This window comes from Sporosarcina newyorkensis, assembly GCF_900167515.1.
Classification (GTDB): domain Bacteria; phylum Bacillota; class Bacilli; order Bacillales_A; family Planococcaceae; genus Sporosarcina; species Sporosarcina newyorkensis.
The window spans coordinates 170,958-186,715 of the sequence record NZ_FUYJ01000002.1; the positions used below are offsets into that span (position 1 = coordinate 170,958).

General features: G+C 42.9%; 15 protein-coding genes. 12 read left to right on the plus strand and 3 right to left on the minus strand.

Annotated elements, in window-relative coordinates; all coding sequences use genetic code 11:
* The first annotated feature begins 1 nt into the window (after position 1).
* The 4 genes from rbsC (at position 2) to B5D59_RS05175 (ending at position 4,945) form a co-directional block, all read left to right on the plus strand.
* Positions 2 to 928: a ribose ABC transporter permease gene (rbsC, locus tag B5D59_RS05160; RefSeq protein ID WP_078817363.1), complete on the plus strand. Its 927-nt coding sequence runs from the start codon at positions 2 to 4 to the stop codon at positions 926 to 928.
* A gap of 15 nt (positions 929 to 943) precedes the next feature.
* Positions 944 to 1,873, plus strand: coding sequence for a ribose ABC transporter substrate-binding protein RbsB (gene rbsB / locus B5D59_RS05165; protein WP_078817148.1), 930 nt, complete (start codon positions 944 to 946; stop codon positions 1,871 to 1,873).
* 465 nt (positions 1,874 to 2,338) lie between these two features.
* The gene (locus B5D59_RS05170; protein ID WP_078817149.1) at positions 2,339 to 2,767 is read left to right on the plus strand and encodes a hypothetical protein; all 429 of its coding nucleotides are present in this window, start codon (positions 2,339 to 2,341) and stop codon (positions 2,765 to 2,767) included.
* Positions 2,768 to 3,007: 240 nt separating this feature from the next.
* Complete coding sequence (locus B5D59_RS05175; protein WP_078817150.1) at positions 3,008 to 4,945, plus strand: FUSC family protein; 1,938 nt, start codon at positions 3,008 to 3,010, stop codon at positions 4,943 to 4,945.
* Between the two features lie 81 nt (positions 4,946 to 5,026).
* Here the strand turns inward: B5D59_RS05175 and B5D59_RS05180 are convergent, their stop codons facing one another.
* Together B5D59_RS05180 and B5D59_RS05185 are read right to left on the minus strand one after the other, a co-directional pair.
* Positions 5,027 to 5,953, minus strand: coding sequence for a glycine betaine ABC transporter substrate-binding protein (locus B5D59_RS05180; RefSeq protein WP_078817151.1), 927 nt, complete (start codon positions 5,951 to 5,953; stop codon positions 5,027 to 5,029).
* Positions 5,954 to 6,150: 197 nt separating this feature from the next.
* Entirely contained in the window at positions 6,151 to 7,080 is a 930-nt protein-coding gene (locus B5D59_RS05185; protein ID WP_078817152.1) for an NAD(P)/FAD-dependent oxidoreductase, read from the minus strand.
* A gap of 173 nt (positions 7,081 to 7,253) precedes the next feature.
* On the opposite strand from B5D59_RS05185, the gene B5D59_RS05190 reads away from it, so the two are divergent.
* Positions 7,254 to 7,982, plus strand: coding sequence for a DUF6612 family protein (locus tag B5D59_RS05190; RefSeq protein WP_078817153.1), 729 nt, complete (start codon positions 7,254 to 7,256; stop codon positions 7,980 to 7,982).
* Positions 7,983 to 8,121: 139 nt separating this feature from the next.
* On the opposite strand, the gene B5D59_RS05195 is transcribed toward B5D59_RS05190, so the two are convergent.
* Positions 8,122 to 8,673: a GbsR/MarR family transcriptional regulator gene (locus B5D59_RS05195; RefSeq protein WP_040758413.1), complete on the minus strand. Its 552-nt coding sequence runs from the start codon at positions 8,671 to 8,673 to the stop codon at positions 8,122 to 8,124.
* Between the two features lie 210 nt (positions 8,674 to 8,883).
* On the opposite strand from B5D59_RS05195, the gene B5D59_RS05200 reads away from it, so the two are divergent.
* From B5D59_RS05200 to B5D59_RS05230, 7 genes are all read left to right on the plus strand, one after another.
* The gene (locus B5D59_RS05200; protein WP_078817154.1) at positions 8,884 to 10,134 is read left to right on the plus strand and encodes a quaternary amine ABC transporter ATP-binding protein; all 1,251 of its coding nucleotides are present in this window, start codon (positions 8,884 to 8,886) and stop codon (positions 10,132 to 10,134) included.
* The gene (locus B5D59_RS05205) at positions 10,127 to 10,978 is read left to right on the plus strand and encodes an ABC transporter permease (RefSeq protein WP_009766010.1); all 852 of its coding nucleotides are present in this window, start codon (positions 10,127 to 10,129) and stop codon (positions 10,976 to 10,978) included. Before B5D59_RS05200 ends, B5D59_RS05205 begins: the two co-directional genes overlap by 8 nt.
* Before the next feature lie 237 nt (positions 10,979 to 11,215).
* Positions 11,216 to 12,442, plus strand: a complete 1,227-nt coding sequence (locus B5D59_RS05210) for an acyl-CoA dehydrogenase (RefSeq protein WP_009766009.1) — start codon at positions 11,216 to 11,218, stop codon at positions 12,440 to 12,442.
* Positions 12,439 to 13,209 (plus strand): SDR family oxidoreductase, encoded by a 771-nt coding sequence (locus tag B5D59_RS05215; protein WP_078817155.1) that lies wholly within the window; start codon positions 12,439 to 12,441, stop codon positions 13,207 to 13,209. Before B5D59_RS05210 ends, B5D59_RS05215 begins: the two co-directional genes overlap by 4 nt.
* Positions 13,210 to 13,308: 99 nt before the next feature.
* Positions 13,309 to 13,875, plus strand: a complete 567-nt coding sequence (locus tag B5D59_RS05220) for a TetR/AcrR family transcriptional regulator (protein WP_078817156.1) — start codon at positions 13,309 to 13,311, stop codon at positions 13,873 to 13,875.
* Positions 13,876 to 13,934: 59 nt separating this feature from the next.
* Positions 13,935 to 14,993, plus strand: coding sequence for a phosphotransferase family protein (locus B5D59_RS05225; protein WP_078817157.1), 1,059 nt, complete (start codon positions 13,935 to 13,937; stop codon positions 14,991 to 14,993).
* 11 nt (positions 14,994 to 15,004) lie between these two features.
* Complete coding sequence (locus tag B5D59_RS05230) at positions 15,005 to 15,757, plus strand: 2-phosphosulfolactate phosphatase (RefSeq protein WP_176132509.1); 753 nt, start codon at positions 15,005 to 15,007, stop codon at positions 15,755 to 15,757.
* Position 15,758: the final 1 nt, after the last annotated feature.

Consider the following 15,758-nt stretch of genomic DNA (forward strand, 5'->3'; position numbering starts at 1 on the left):
TATGAAGGGGTCGTTACAGAAACTAGGTCCAGTAATTGGACTGCTTCTGATCATTGTTATTATTTCAATTATGAGCCCAAGCTTTTTGACACTGAATAACTTATTTAATGTGCTGCGTCAAGTGTCCATTAATGCCTTGATTGCGTTCGGGATGACGTTCGTTATTTTGACCGGCGGTATTGATCTATCGGTCGGATCCATCCTGGCTTTAACAGGTGCAGTGACGGCGGGTATGATGTCGGGCGGTATGGATCCGTTGCTTGCGATGTTGCTTGGCGTATTACTCGGTGTGATACTCGGAGCGATCAACGGTTTGATTATCGCGAAAGGGAAAGTCGCACCATTTATCGCAACACTTGCAACGATGACGATTTTCCGAGGGCTGACACTTGTCTATACAGAAGGACGCCCGATTTCAGGCCTAGGGGATTCTGCAGTCTTCACAATGTTAGGCAAAGGATACTTTTTCGGTATTCCGGTACCGGTCATTACGATGTCCATTACCTTTGCGGTGCTCTACTTCATTTTAAAGAAGACGACATTTGGCCGCCGAGTTTATGCAGTGGGCGGTAATGAAGAAGCGTCACGTTTATCTGGTATTAATGTCGATCGAATTAAGATTTATGTATATTCATTGGCAGGTGGTTTGACTGCGATCGCTTCGTTGATTCTGACGTCGCGTTTGAATTCAGCTCAGCCGACTGCAGGGAATATGTTTGAACTCGATGCGATTGCCGCTGTTGTTCTTGGCGGGACAAGTTTGACTGGCGGACGAGGCTGGATTGTCGGTACGTTGGTCGGTGCATTGATTATCGGTGTTCTGAACAATGGTCTGAATTTGATTGGTGTATCCTCTTTCTTCCAACAGGTTGTAAAGGGTGCAGTAATATTAATTGCGGTTCTCTTGGATCGTAAAAAAACAGCATAAGGAGATGTATACAGAATGAAGAAAATGAAATGGGCATTACTTATGGTAGTCGTTTTAGTATTGGCCGCTTGTTCTACAGAGCAGCCGGGTTCGAAGTCCTCGTCAGATAATGAGGATGCAGGAAAAGATGGAGACAAAGAGTTTAAAATCGGTCTTTCCGTTTCAACTTTGAATAACCCATTCTTCGTGACGTTAAGTGAAGGGGCAAAAGAGCAGGCGAAAGAATCAGGAGCGAAAATCATCGTAGTCGATGCGCAGGACGATGCGTCTAAACAAGCAAGTGACGTAGAAGATTTAATTCAACAAGGTGTCGATTTATTGATCATCAATCCGACAGATTCAGAAGCTGTTGTATCTGCAGTGGAATCTGCAAATAATTCCAACATTCCAGTCATCACAGTAGACCGCAGCGCTGAAGGTGGAGAAGTTGTTTCACATATCGCATCTGACAATAAAGCAGGCGGTGTATTGGCTGGAGAATATTTGCTTGAATTGTTAGGTGAAAATGCCAAAGTTGCTGAACTTGAAGGGATTGCAGGATCTTCGGCAGCTCGTGATCGAGGAGAAGGCTTTAACGAAGCAGTCGACGGGAAAGTAGACATCGTAGCTAAACAAACTGCGAACTTCAACCGTGCGGAAGGTTTGACTGTAATGGAAAACATTCTACAAGCTAACCCAGAAATTACAGGCGTGTTCGCTCATAATGACGAAATGGCGTTAGGTGCATTAGAAGCGATTCAGTCTGCTGGAAAAGATATCGTCGTCATCGGATTTGACGCAACAGACGATGCAGTTAAATCCGTAAAAGACGGAAAACTAGCAGCTACGATTGCACAAAAACCTGAAGAAATTGGGAAGAAAGCAATGGAAGCCGCGGTTGCTGTATTGAATGGCGAAGATGTAGATGCGGATATTCCGGTTGATTTGGAATTGATTAAGGAATAAATAGTGGATTAAAAGTACTCTCTGGCCGTCCGAACGGCTGGGGAGTTTTTTGATTGGATTTGATGTGAAATAATTGTTCAAGAGATTGAAAGGATATTCCATACGAGTCGTAACCTAACAGAGAGTATAGGAAGAAACTGCTGTATGAGCGTTTGGAATGGTTTTATGATCGAGTTCATTGTATTTATGATCGCTTGGGGTGTATGTATGAGCGACTGAGGGGCAGATATGATCGACCGTGGGGATTTATGAGCGTGTAAAGTTGTTTTATGATCGCGGGCAATCGAATGAGACAATAAATGTAGCTTTCGAGATGCAATTTTGTATAAATCCTAGACCTACGCGGGAAGTAGGTAGTTACGAATCAAGTGAAACAAGAAGTACTGGCATCATTTGTCATTACCAATTAACTAACAACGCTCACCTGAAATCGTTTATACTAGATAGAAGAAGGGGGAGTTTACCTTGAAAGCAATAAAAATACTCATCACAACAGTCGTCCTTATAGCTGCGATCGGCTATGGTGTATATTATTTCGGCAGCAAGCTCGTCGCGGATGAAGTGATGGATCAAGTGGAAGCAGAACTAGAAAGTAATGGTCAACTCGAAGCGATTAAGCAGGAAGTACGGAATGATCCCGAGCTCCAAGCATTTATCGCGGAAGGAAAAAATATAGATGATCGCAATTTGCCTTTTAAAACCAAAGATCAGGCGGTGCGTGTTTTAGTAAAGAAATTTAGTGTGAGCGAACTCGCTGAACTCCAATCCAAGATGAAAAGTGGCTTATCTGCGGAGGAAAAGCAAGAGTTGCTCTCTCGGTATGAAGATAGACTTTCCGAAGATGAATTATTGGCTTTGAAAGTGTTGGCTTACAAAGAGCTGGCGAATGAATAGTTTTAAATAGACCCCGACTTTGAAAGAGTTGGGGATTTTTTGTGCAAAATAATTGGATTTGTCGTTTGATGGTTGGGTATCCTGTTTTGAAGATTGTCGATTTGTTTTGGGCAGTTGAGTGTAGGTTATGACCGCAAAGTTGTAGAAGAGTTAAGAAGGTTCAAAGCTCTACATTTTACCTTAAACAACTTTAATGTTAAAATACTTTACGACGAAAAAAGATGGAAGAAGTGAGTGTAAATGAAACTGACTAAAAAAATGATCCTGACGAACACCTTACTATTCATCTTCATCCTTGGATTTGTTCTCGGTTTTGGTGCAGTGTTCGGCAGTGAAAATATTTTAATTGGTGTGTCGACGATTACCGCGATGTTGATGTTGCTGGAAAGAGATTTGACGAGCCATCCGATTAGAAATACCATGAAATTTGTTGTATTGAACCTTTTCATCGGTATAGCCGCATTCTTAACAGGTTTCAATATGTGGCTGGCGATTCCAATCAACTTCATAGCGATGTTTGTCATTAGCTATTCGTTGTTGTTTAATTTGAAAAATCCTCTCTACTTTCCTTTCTCCCTTCAATATGTATTCATTTTAGCCATGCCGGTAGCTGCAGATCAAATGCCTCTTCGACTGGCTTCTCTCGCTTTTGGTGCGCTTGCGATCATGGGTATGCAAATGCTGGCGAACAAAAACAGAATCACGAAGAGTGGCGATCAAAAAGTCCAGACGATCTGTACAGCCTTGATTGAAAAGATGAGGCTCTTGCAAAAAGGTGAACCGCTCGAAGAAATTACTGAACAAATCACCAGTGATATTAGCGGTTTGCGAGGTATTGTGTACGATAAAAGAGAAGAAAATTACTTTTTGACTGAAGAGGGACGTTTGAAATTAAATATTTCCGTTGCACTGGAAAAAATTGATATTCTGCTCGATGAAATTTCCGAGGAAGAAATGCGGGAAGTTATGCTGCAAGATATCATACAGTGTCTTGAATTGGCTATCGATGGCTTGCAAGATAAAGAAACGATGACTTTATTGGAAGATACCTTTGACCAAATGCTGCATAAATATAAAGCGGAACGTAATCATAATATAGTTGTGTTGCGCATGCTCAATCATATTGGTTTCTTAAAAGACAATTTGGCTGAATTAAGTAACTTAGGCAAAGAGCACTATAACGTTGTCAAAAGGTTAGAACAAATTCCGCAGAAATTCCAAAAGTTAACGATTAGTGAAACGCCAAGTCATACGAATTCAATCAAGCTGTCGTACGCGATTCGAATGGCGGTTGGAATCAGTCTTACAGGATTTATGATAGACTTTTTTGATCTAGTGGAAGGTCGCTGGATGATGTTCACGGTATTGTCTGTTATTATCCCTCTGTATGAACAATCTCAAAAGAAGATGCGCGACCGTATATTTGCGACGACAATTGGAGCTGTTGCCGTCACTATTTTATTTATGATATTTCAAAGCTATACAGCTCGTTCCGTCTTGCTTATGATGGCAGGTTACTTGATGAGCTATGTTAAAGCGTATCGATATAACACAATCCTCGTTACATTCTCTGCAATCGGCGCAGTGGCTTTGGTCACGGGTACGACAGAGGTGTTGACGTTGGAACGAGTTGCGTTCGTAGTGGCAGGAGTTATTTTGGCCTTGCTTATCAATAAGTTTATTCTGCCGTATAAACTGGAGGACGCGAATCGTGATTTATGGTCAATGTACAATGATACGGTCCATGAAATGTTAGTGGAAGCAAAAGAAAAAGTGAAGGGGGGCGGTGATCAGCATGCCATCAAAAATTTATTATTAATCACTACGATGGTTGAGGATCGACTGAAGCTGAATAATCAAGATACCCAAAGTACAGATGGAGTTGCATGGCTAAAGCATCAGCGGCGGGTTGCAAATACTCTTTATGAACTATATGGATGGATCGACCAACATGGCTTGCAGGAATCCAATATCCCAGCCGTCAATATGGGTCTGCAGGTCCTTTTAGAGGAGTCGATCCAGGAGACTGGTCTTCGACAGGCAATTGTAGAAATGGAACAAGTGATTCACTCCACTCCAAGAATAGAAGATCGAATGGTGCTGAGCATGATTTTGGAAGTGATGGAGGAAAAGTACTCCGCTATGCTGACAAGGTCAATAGTTTTACAATGTTTATAAACTTTTCTAACATCGAATTGAATGAAAATCCCCCGGCGTAAACAGTTCATCTGTCCATGCCGGGGGATTTTATTTTGCTTATTACTCTTTCAAATCTTCAATTGAATCAATTTCCATATAGGTTGGTACGACTAGACCGATTTTCACATCTTCCATGCTTACACCGATATCGTCCAGTTTGTCTTCAAACTTTTCCATATATGTTGCATGTGTGATTGGCAACCAGCCTGCAAGCAATACATCTGCACTGCCATCAGCAACTGCTGTGTACATTGGACCTGCTTCGACTTGTGACATTTCAACTTTATAACCCAAGTCTTCCAATACAAGAGCCATCATATTCGTGCTTGCAACTGTACTGTCCCAAGCTACGTATACAAATTTAATCGTATCGCCGTCTACTTTTTCTACACCGTCTGTCCACTCAGCAACTTTGTCTTCATTGGCATCGATCCAGTTTTGAGCTGCTACTTTTGGATCTTCTCCGTCAATGATTTCCACCATGATTTCAGCCATATCTTCTTCTGTCCAGTGGAAGTTTTTCAGAACTTGGTAAGCTTCCGGTAAGTCTTCTTCTAGACCAAGACGTCCGATTGTGTGAATTTCTTCCGCCCCACCGTAAGAACCTTCTGGATCTTCAAGGTATTTAAGATCATATTTTGCAAATTTCCAGTGTGGAGACCATCCTGTTACGATGATTGGCTCTTCTTTGTCATACGCTTTTTTCAATGCTGCCGTCATGGCTGCGCCTGAACCTGTAACAACGTCCCACTTTTCTAAGTTGTAATCTTCAAGTGCACGGTCCGTTGCTTCCATGATTCCCGCGCCTGGGTCGATTCCTGTAATCTTGTAGTCTACTGCTTTACCGATGGATTCTGTTGCGCCTGTTGCGTCTTTGTCTCCGTCAGTTTTTGATGTGTCCTCATTTTTGTCGCCGCCACATGCAGCAAGACCTACTGCTAATAGAGCGACTGAGCTGAATCCTAGAACTTTCTTTTTAAATGACACGATACAGTTCCTCCTTGTATTTGGTTGCAAGTGAGATGGACGTTTTGTTGTCCAACGTCTGTATAGTATGTACAACCTTTTTGTTTCCGCTATCATAGCGAACCTTTACTAGTATAACTGTAATATGTTTGCAATACAACCGTTTTACCTATATTTATTGTATGTACAGTTTTTACTGTACAAAGTGTCTGATCTATTTAATCGAAAAATTCATTCGTCAAATCACCATTCATTCCGATCGCTGCCGCGCTGCCTGTGCCCGCTGCAATAATTAATTGAGATGGGACAATATGTGCTGCGTCGCCTGCTGCATAGACGTTCCATACACTGGTGCGTCCATATTCATCGGTTGAAATTCCTCCATATTCATTACGCTCACAGCCTAGTTCTGCTGCAAATTGGTTAGGGTGGCTCCAGAGTGGGGAGGCGAATCCGCCGGTGCGGTCGATGAGTGTGCCGTCTTCCAGTCGAATGCTTTCAAGTTGTCCGTTTTTTCCTTCCAGTCCTGCGATCATGTCGTCTATGATTTGTATTCCTTTCGCATTAAGTTTTTTGCATTCTTCCGCTGTAAGCTGACCTTCGCCGTTTGTAAAGACGATCAAATCACGGCTCCATGTATAGACTTCTGCTGCAATTTTGAAGACATTCTTATCCGCAATAACGGCAAGAGGCTGATCGCGAAGTTCCCAGCCGTCACAGTAAGGGCAGCTGAATATGGATGTTCCGTAGAAGCGTTCAATATCCGGGATATTTGGTTGTTCGTCCTGTAAACCGACTGCCAATAAAATTTTCTGACTGCGAAAGATTTTTCCGCCCGCCGTCCTTAATTCATAATGTGTCTCGTTTATTCTCTCAATAGAAGCAATTCGCTCATTGTGAAACTCAACGGAAGGGTAATTCGCAATTTCCTCTCGGGCGAGTTGTCTTAATTCAGCAGGCTGGATGCCGTCTCTTGTTAAAAAACCATGTGCTTCCCGTGTCACTCGATTCCGCGCATGGTCGTCATCAAATATAACCGTTTTTCGTCTCGCCCGACCGAGTACCAGGGCTGCGCTCAATCCAGCGGGTCCACCGCCAATAATTGCACATTCATAAAGCATATCGTCACTCATTCCTTTTCTTGTCATTATGCTTCTTTAATTCCCCGATATACATGCAGCAAACTAAGAGAGGTGGATGGAGGTACTGCATTTCTCAATGAAGGGGTCAAATGATAGGTAATGTTCAGTGGGCATTCAGGCACTTTCGATAAATTAGGAAAACGCTATACTATGAGAAAACTGGTTTAGGAGGAAGAAGAATGAAAAGTATTAGTAGATTACTGATGTTAGTTCTTTCCGCCATCGTACTCAGCGCTTGTGCTGAATCGGCAGATAACCTGACGATGCAAGAAGTCCAAACACGTCTGGATCAATCACCGGAAGAATTGAAGAGTTATGAAATCGACATGGCGTTGACGGTGCTTGCGAAAGATATGGCAAAGGGAGAGCAGAAACAGGTTAACAAAGGGAAAATACAATACGTCGACAAGGAGTCGCCTGATTTCCATGCATCGTACGTAACAACAACGGATGGTCAGCCGAACGATACGAAAGCAGAAGTTTATAAAAAAGCAGAAGTTGTATTGGCTAATGAAAACGGAGGAAGGTGGGAAGATGTTTCAGGTCAATATACAGAAGAAGAATTGTTAAATGTCCAATACGAAAAAGTGATCGATCGACTCGGAGAAGTCAAAGAAGAATTGGCAATGAAAGAGAAGGACAATGAATATATTTTTACATACGACGGAAATGACCAAGACTTTTATAAAGTATTTCAGGAACTATTTAATATGTCGTTTAAAGGTGTCGATTCATCGAATATCGCTTCAAAGCTCGAAGTAAAGATTGCGAAAGATCATATGAGATTAAAAGAGTTTCATTATGAAGCAGAAGGGAAAAATCCTACGCAGTCTGTAACGATTTCCGTGGATTTGAATTATGGGAAGGTGAATGAGGCGGAGGAAATCATGCTGCCTGAGGTGGAGTAAATGGGATATTGAACAAGTAGCTTTTGCTTCCTACACCACATGATATGTATAAAGGAGTGATTAAGCATTCCACTTACCATAAAACGGTAGTGGAATGCTTTTTATTATTTGAAAACCGCAAAAGCCTAAGCTCTCACGGTCATTTACCCTCTTGTATATCGTCTTTTCGTGGTACCAGATCAAAAATATCATGATCTTCAAATGCATCGACCAGACGATCTAGCCATTCATAATAATCTTGAACGTATCGAAGCTTCTCTATGTCTCTTTCTACCATTAGTTTCAAATCATCTGTAATGGATGGATCGGCTGCCAGCTTGTTTAACTCGTTCAATGACTTACGGATGGTGGTGGAATAAAGAGAGATGGAGCGCCGCCATTTGATAGAGAATAAGTCGATGAAGCTTTGATACCAATCGTCTTTGACTTGGTATAAGTCTTTACGGACGCCTCGTTTCCATGCGCGTTCCACTAACTTCAAATCAGATAGGGCGCGGACGGATGTACTCATGCTGGTTTTACTCATCCCGAGTTCTTCTGTCATGTCATCCAATGTCAACGGATCGTCATGGAAAAACATCGTGCCATATTGTCTGCCTGCAGATGGAGTCAGGCCGTATAGATGTATGTTTTGCGCGATTGTTTCGATAATTCGCTCGCGTGATTTTTCAAGTTGTTCTTTACCGTCCATAAAGTGTACCTCCATTAAAATACTGGGGATGGATTTCTCCCCGATTGCTAATATAGCGTATTATATTTGACGTGTAAAAGCAATATTTAGATGAAAGTTTGTACAGTTTTTACTGTATAAACAATTAATTTAGGTTAAACTGTTGTATTGCAAAACTGTTACGTCTATAATAATAAAGTCAAGTTTTTAGAAAGCTAGGGAGTTGTCCACATGAGTGATCAAGAAATGACAAAGAAAATTGAAGTACAAGGTACGACGAAAATATTCGGAAAGAATACGAAACGTGCCGCGCAATTACTGAACGAGGGGAAGTCCAAGAAGGAAATTTTACAAGCGACTGGCGCGACGGTCGGTGTAAAAAATGCTTCATTTGACGTCTATGATGGAGAAATCTTCGTTATCATGGGCTTGTCAGGAAGTGGGAAATCGACACTTGTACGCATGTTGAATCGTTTGATCGATCCGACGATGGGGAAGATATTGATCGATGGAAAAGATATTGTGGAGATGAATAAGGAGCAGTTGCGTGAAGTTCGCAGGAAAAAAATCGGCATGGTGTTCCAGAACTTTGCATTGTTTCCGCATAAGACGATACAGGAAAATACAGAATATGGATTAGAAATTCAAGGCATCGCAAAGGAGACGCGACAAGAAAAGGCGAAAGAATCCTTGCGATTGGTAGGTTTGGCAGGTTATGAAGAACAATATCCGAATCAACTCAGTGGCGGGATGCAGCAACGGGTAGGTCTAGCTCGTGCGCTTGCAAATGACCCGGACGTATTGCTAATGGACGAAGCGTTTAGTGCGCTTGATCCGTTGATTCGTAAAGATATGCAAGACGAATTGTTGCAACTTCACCATGACATGGGGAAAACGATTATTTTCATTACGCATGATTTGGATGAAGCGTTGCGAATTGGAGATCGAATCGCACTCATGAAAGACGGCGATATCGTCCAGATCGGAACGCCGGAAGAAATTTTGATGAGTCCGTCCAATGAATATGTCGAGCGTTTTGTCGAAGACGTCGATTTATCGAAGGTATTGACAGCATGGCATATTATGAAGAAAGCGGACACAGTGCAAGTCGATCGAGGTGCCCGTGTAGCCTTGCGCTTGATGAAAAAGTTAAGCATTTCTTCTATTTATGTAGTGGATAAAGGGAACCGTTTGCTTGGTGCTGTCACTGCACAAGATGCACTTACAGCGACAGAAGAAGGAAAGCTCCTAGAAGATGTACTCATTCGCGACATTACGAAGGTTTCACAAGATACAGTATTGACAGATTTATTCGATACGGTTTCGACTGCCTCCGTTCCAGTTGCGGTAGTGGATGAAAGAGAACATCTGCAAGGAATCATTATCCGAGGTGCGTTAATTGGCGCGCTTGCTGGAAATGGACAGTTTATTAATAACGATCCTGTTGCAACGGGAGTAAACGAGGTGACGGATCATGAATAATTTATTACCAAGATTACCATTTGCTGATTGGATCGATGACGGAGTAGATTGGTTGGTCGACACGTTCGGCACAGTATTTGATGGTATTTCTGCTTTCCTAAAAGGTACCGTTGAAGGTGCGGTTACGCTAATGGATTTAGTACCTTCCATTTTGCTGGCAGTCATCTTTGCAGTGATTGCTTATTTCTTGTCGACACGTGGTATCGCGTTGTTTACATTGATTGGTTTGTTGTTCATTGACTATTTAGGTTACTGGTATCCAATGCTTCAAATGCTCGCTCTCGTTCTGACTTCGGTCGCGATTGCGTTACTCATCGGGATTCCGTTAGGTATTTGGGGTTCTCAACAAGCAACGGTGAAGAAAATCATCAATCCGATTCTCGACTTGATGCAGACAATGCCGGCATTCGTTTATTTATTGCCAGCGATTTTCTTCTTTAATATCGGTGTCGTGCCCGGGGTTGTGGCATCTGTCATTTTCTCCATGCCGCCGACAATTCGTTTGACGATGCTCGGAATCGAACAAGTGCCAAAAGATTTGATCGAAGCAACAGAAGCATTCGGTTCCAAAACATCACAGCGTTTACTGAAAGTGCAGATCCCATTGGCTAAATCTACGATCATGGCAGGAGTCAACCAAAGTATCATGTTGTCTCTATCGATGGTCGTCATCGCGTCCATGGTTGGTGCACCGGGTCTCGGAGAAGAAGTGTATCGTTCCGTTACTCAGTTGAAAACCGGTAAAGGTTTCGAAACAGGATTGTCAATCGTCATTGTTGCGATCATCCTGGACCGGATTACCCAACACGCAGGTAATCGGAAGAATAAAAAAGTAGCGAAATAATATGTGAGAATAGCTGTCCGGAAAGTCTTTGAAACAAGACTTTCTGTGGCAGCTTTTTTCATGTCTAGTTTTTGCTCATCGATCAAACGGCGTTAAGCTCGAAACAGGAAGTGTTTGGCTCGTTGCAGGCACTTAGTATTTAAATTGAGACTTGCTAGCTTCGAACTAATCTAGTATACTCTGAATTAATATTCTGAACATACCAACTGGTCAGTATAGAAAGGGAGGCAAGACTCAATGAATTTTTCGTATTCAGAAAAAGTAGTACAGCTGCAGGAACAAGTGAGTCAATTCATGGAGGACTATATTTATCCAAATGAACATGTGTTTCGGAGTCAGCTTGTTGGTCAATCCAATAGATGGAGTGCAGTCCCACCTATAGTGGAAGAATTAAAAGTGAATGCTAAGGAGCAGGGCTTGTGGAATCTGTTTCTTCCAGATCACGAACAAGGTGCGGGTCTGACCAATTTGGAATACGCTCCGCTGTGTGAAATTATGGGAAGGTCTTTTTTAGCGCCTGAAATTTTTAATTGCAGTGCACCTGACACAGGCAATATGGAAGTGTTGGCGCGCTATGGTTCGGATGAGCAAAAGAAGCAGTGGCTGGAACCTTTATTGACAGGGGAAATTCGTTCTGCCTTCGCAATGACGGAAAAAGAAGTTGCTTCGAGTGATGCGACGAATATTGAGTCACGAATTGAGCGAGACGGCGATCAGTATATTTTAAGCGGAAGAAAATGGTGGACATCAGGTGCAGGTGATCCACGTTGTAAAGTGATGATTTTTATGGGGAAAAGTAATCCGGATGCCCCTAAGCATGAACAGCAGTCAATGATTTTAGTGCCAATGGATGCAGAAGGTGTAACTGTCAAAAGAATGCTTCCTGTTTTTGGTTACGATGATGCACCGCATGGTCACGCTGAAATTCATTTTGATAATGTCAGGGTCCCCGTAACGAATATGTTGTGGGGGGAAGGAAAAGGATTCGCTATTGCGCAGGGCAGATTGGGACCAGGCAGAATCCATCATTGCATGCGTTTGATCGGAGCAGCTGAACGCGCAATTGAATTAATGTGTAAACGGGCGTCAGAACGAGAAACGTTTGGCAGAAAGATTGCCGACCATGGTGTAGTGCAACAATGGATTGCGGAATCCCGTATGGATATTGAGCAGGCACGTTTGTTGACGTTAAAGGCGGCTTATATGATGGATACGGTTGGAAACAAAGTCGCAAAAGCAGAGATTGCCATGATCAAAGTGGTAGCGCCAAATATGGCTTTGCGAGTCATCGATCGTGCGATTCAAGCATTTGGCGGAGCAGGAGTCAGTGATGATTTCCCGCTCGCTTACCAGTATGCGGGTGCGCGAACACTGCGGATCGCAGACGGTCCGGATGAAGTGCATGCGCGACAGATTGCACGATTGGAATTGAAAAAGTACAGACAAAGGGGAGAAGAACTATGAGCATTTTGGATTTATTCGCATTGACAGGTAAAACAGCGATTGTCACTGGAGGAGCTCGCGGGTTAGGCGCCCAGATTGCAGAGGCATTTGCAGAAGCGGGAGCTAATGTGATCATTTGTTCACGTAACGCCGAAGCGTGTGATGAGATGAGTAAGAAGTTAAAAGGGATGGGCGTCGATTCCATCGCGTTGCCGTGCGATGTGACACAGCCTGAAGATGTAAAGAGAGTAGTGGAGCAGACTGTCAGACATTTTGGCACGATTGATATTCTGGTTAATAATAGCGGGGCAAGCTGGGCGGCACCGACTGAGGATATGCCGTTGGAAGCTTGGCGAAAGGTGATGGATGTTAATGTCACAGGAACTTTCCTGATGAGTCAAGAAGTGGGGAAAGTCATGATTGGTCAGCGAAGTGGAAAAATTATTAATATCGCTTCGATTGCAGGGTTTGGAGGAACGCCGCCGTTTATGCAGACGATTGGTTATAATACGAGTAAAGGCGCGATCATGACGCTGACGAAAGATATGGCGGTCAAATGGGGACAGCATCAAGTGAATGTCAATGCGATCGCACCAGGGTTTTTCCCGACAAAAATGTCGAAGGTTTTGATTGAGCATGGAGAGAAAATGATCATGCAAAGTACGCCACTCGGCAGGCTTGGAAATGATTCAGACTTAAAAGGTGCTGCACTGTTTCTGGCATCCAAAGCGTCTGATTATGTAACGGGCGATATTTTGACAGTTGATGGCGGAGCACATGCTTTTTGACTTTTATCCTCATTCGCCCCGTCCCGATAAAGGAAGATTTGCATCAAAATAATGTGCTATAGTATGTAAAAACGACATTATGAGGACTGGGGAATTGAAATGAAAGAAAAAATTACGCAAGCAAGTATTTTATTATTTGAGCAAAAAGGATTCAGCCAAACGTCGATTCAAGACATTGTGGATTCGATCGGTGTGACAAAAGGAACGTTCTACTACTATTTTACAAGTAAAGAACAATTATTGATGGAAATTCATTTAGATTATATTTCAGACTTGTTGAATCGGCAACAGTCGATCATGGAAAATGAGAAATTAACCTACCAAGAGAAATTAGAAAAAGTGATCGTTTTATTGATCGCAGATATTCAAGATAAAGGTCCGAGCGGGCGGGTCTTTTTCCGTGAGATGCGGCATCTTGTAGAAGAAAATGTAGAAACGATTGACAAACAGCGGGATTTATTTCGCTTGAATATTGAACAGTTGGTTGCGAATGGGATACAAGCCGGTGAATTCCGTCCAGAGTTACGCGCAGATATTGTGGCATTCGGAGTTCTTGGGATGGCGAATTATAGTTATAACTGGTTTAATCCTTCGGGCGAAATTTCCGCAGAGCAACTGAGCAAACTCTTTTCAATGATTTTATTCGATGGGATTAAGAAACCCTAAGCTGATTCTGTCAGCATGTAAGTAACATACCTACTGGTTAGTATGGAGGAGGAGTTAGTATGAGCGATGCTACTACAATTGAAGTTCGAACAGGGGAAGAATTGAACAGGGAATTGCTGCAGACATTTATTCAACAGCAAATTCCACAGGCTCCAAAAGGAGAGTTACAGATTCGCCAATTCAGTGCAGGGCATTCCAACTTAACGTATCTCCTGCAAATTGCGGATTGGGAAGCCGTGTTAAGAAGGCCGCCACTAGGACCGGTAGCACCGAAAGCTCATGATATGGAAAGGGAGTATACGATTTTATCCAGCTTGCATCCGTACTTCCAGCCAGCACCAAAGCCTTATCTGTTTTCAGATGATGAAAGTATTGTCGGCAGCCCGTTCTTCATCATGGAACGTAGGAAAGGAATCGTCCTGGATACCAAGTTTCCGAATGAGGTAACGTATACTCCTGAGCTCGGACGGAAAATATCACAACTCATGGTGGAACAGCTCGTTCATTTGCATCAAGTAGATTACAAGAAGACGAAACTTGCAGACATGGTGAAACCAGAAGGCTTTATGCAACGCCAATTGTCGGGGTGGATCGGACGGTATGAGCGAGCGAAAACAGATGAGGTTCGAGGTGTTGCGGAGTTGACGGACTACTTGACGAAAAATGTACCGAACTCTGCTGCACCGACAATTATTCACTATGATTATAAATTGAACAATGCGATGTTTTCGCACGACTTTTCAGAGATGACCGGGTTGTTTGATTGGGAAATGACAACGGTTGGTGATCCATTGGCAGATGTCGGTGCAGCGATGAGTTATTGGATTCAGCCAAACGATCCTGATCTTTTGAAGAAGGGGCTGGGGGCTCCTCCCGTTACTGTGCTGGATGGATTCTTTACGAGAGATGAGTTTATTCAAATGTATGCAGATAAAAGTGGCAGAGATGTGGGGTCGATCGACTATTACTTGACGTTCGCTTATTTCAAGTTGGCGGTGATTTGTCAGCAGATTTATTACAGGTACCGTAAAGGGCAGACGACTGATCAGCGCTTCGCCAAGTTTAATGTTTTTGTCGAGAATTTAATTCAGTATGCGCTGATCACTGCGAAAAAATAAGGGGCGAAATAGTGAAAGTTCACGTACTTTTGAAGAAGGAAGAACTGGACGAAGCGCTACTAGATGCTTCAAAAACAGTCGTCGTGTTCGATATTTTATTGGCAACATCCACGATATCTGCCTGTCTGTCTTTTGGCGCGCGTGCTGTCGTTCCCGCTGAAACAGCTGAAGAGGCGCAGCTGATTGCACAAAAACGACAAGATGAAGCGGTTTGTTTGGCCGGTGAATCGAACGGCTTACCGATTACAGGATTTGTCTACCCGCTTCCGCTGGCGCTTCAGCACGAAGTAAAAGGGAAAACGCTTATTTTAGTAACTACTAACGGAACGGTCGCGATTCGAAAAGCCGCGAAGGCGGGGAAAGTTTGGATTGCATCTTTGCTGAACAGTGAAACAGTGGCACGAAAAGTATCGGAAGAATACAAAGACGAAACAATTTTGCTCGTTTGTGCAGGGTCAAATAATAAGTTTTGTTTGGAGGACTTTTACGGTGCGGGTTATTTTCTGTCGCAGTTAGCCGTGAAAACGGGAGGAGCAGCACTTGAATTGACCGACAGTGCGCGGGCTGCAAATTTATTCTACGAAAGTCAAAGCAGCAATAGCCTGTCCATATTGAAAAACACCCGCGTTGGAGAGTCGTTGATGAATATGGAGTTCGAAAGGGAACTTCATTTCGTCAGTCAGAAGAGCCTGATAGAAACAGCACCTTATTTATTTGAAAATGAAATAGTTTGCGAAAGTTTTGTAAGCGCATACAGATCTTGAG

What these genes read in the sequence shown, in the direction of transcription:
- rbsC (WP_078817363.1), top strand. Translation starts at nt 2, where the DNA reads ATGAAGGGGTCGTTACAGAAACTAGGTCCAGTAATTGGACTGCTTCTG.
- rbsB (WP_078817148.1), top strand. Translation starts at nt 944, where the DNA reads ATGAAGAAAATGAAATGGGCATTACTTATGGTAGTCGTTTTAGTATTG.
- B5D59_RS05175 (WP_078817150.1), top strand. Translation starts at nt 3,008, where the DNA reads ATGAAACTGACTAAAAAAATGATCCTGACGAACACCTTACTATTCATC.
- B5D59_RS05185 (WP_078817152.1), bottom strand. Translation starts at nt 7,080, where the DNA reads ATGACAAGAAAAGGAATGAGTGACGATATGCTTTATGAATGTGCAATT.
- B5D59_RS05190 (WP_078817153.1), top strand. Translation starts at nt 7,254, where the DNA reads ATGAAAAGTATTAGTAGATTACTGATGTTAGTTCTTTCCGCCATCGTA.
- B5D59_RS05195 (WP_040758413.1), bottom strand. Translation starts at nt 8,673, where the DNA reads ATGGACGGTAAAGAACAACTTGAAAAATCACGCGAGCGAATTATCGAA.
- B5D59_RS05200 (WP_078817154.1), top strand. Translation starts at nt 8,884, where the DNA reads ATGAGTGATCAAGAAATGACAAAGAAAATTGAAGTACAAGGTACGACG.
- B5D59_RS05205 (WP_009766010.1), top strand. Translation starts at nt 10,127, where the DNA reads ATGAATAATTTATTACCAAGATTACCATTTGCTGATTGGATCGATGAC.
- B5D59_RS05210 (WP_009766009.1), top strand. Translation starts at nt 11,216, where the DNA reads ATGAATTTTTCGTATTCAGAAAAAGTAGTACAGCTGCAGGAACAAGTG.
- B5D59_RS05215 (WP_078817155.1), top strand. Translation starts at nt 12,439, where the DNA reads ATGAGCATTTTGGATTTATTCGCATTGACAGGTAAAACAGCGATTGTC.
- B5D59_RS05220 (WP_078817156.1), top strand. Translation starts at nt 13,309, where the DNA reads ATGAAAGAAAAAATTACGCAAGCAAGTATTTTATTATTTGAGCAAAAA.
- B5D59_RS05225 (WP_078817157.1), top strand. Translation starts at nt 13,935, where the DNA reads ATGAGCGATGCTACTACAATTGAAGTTCGAACAGGGGAAGAATTGAAC.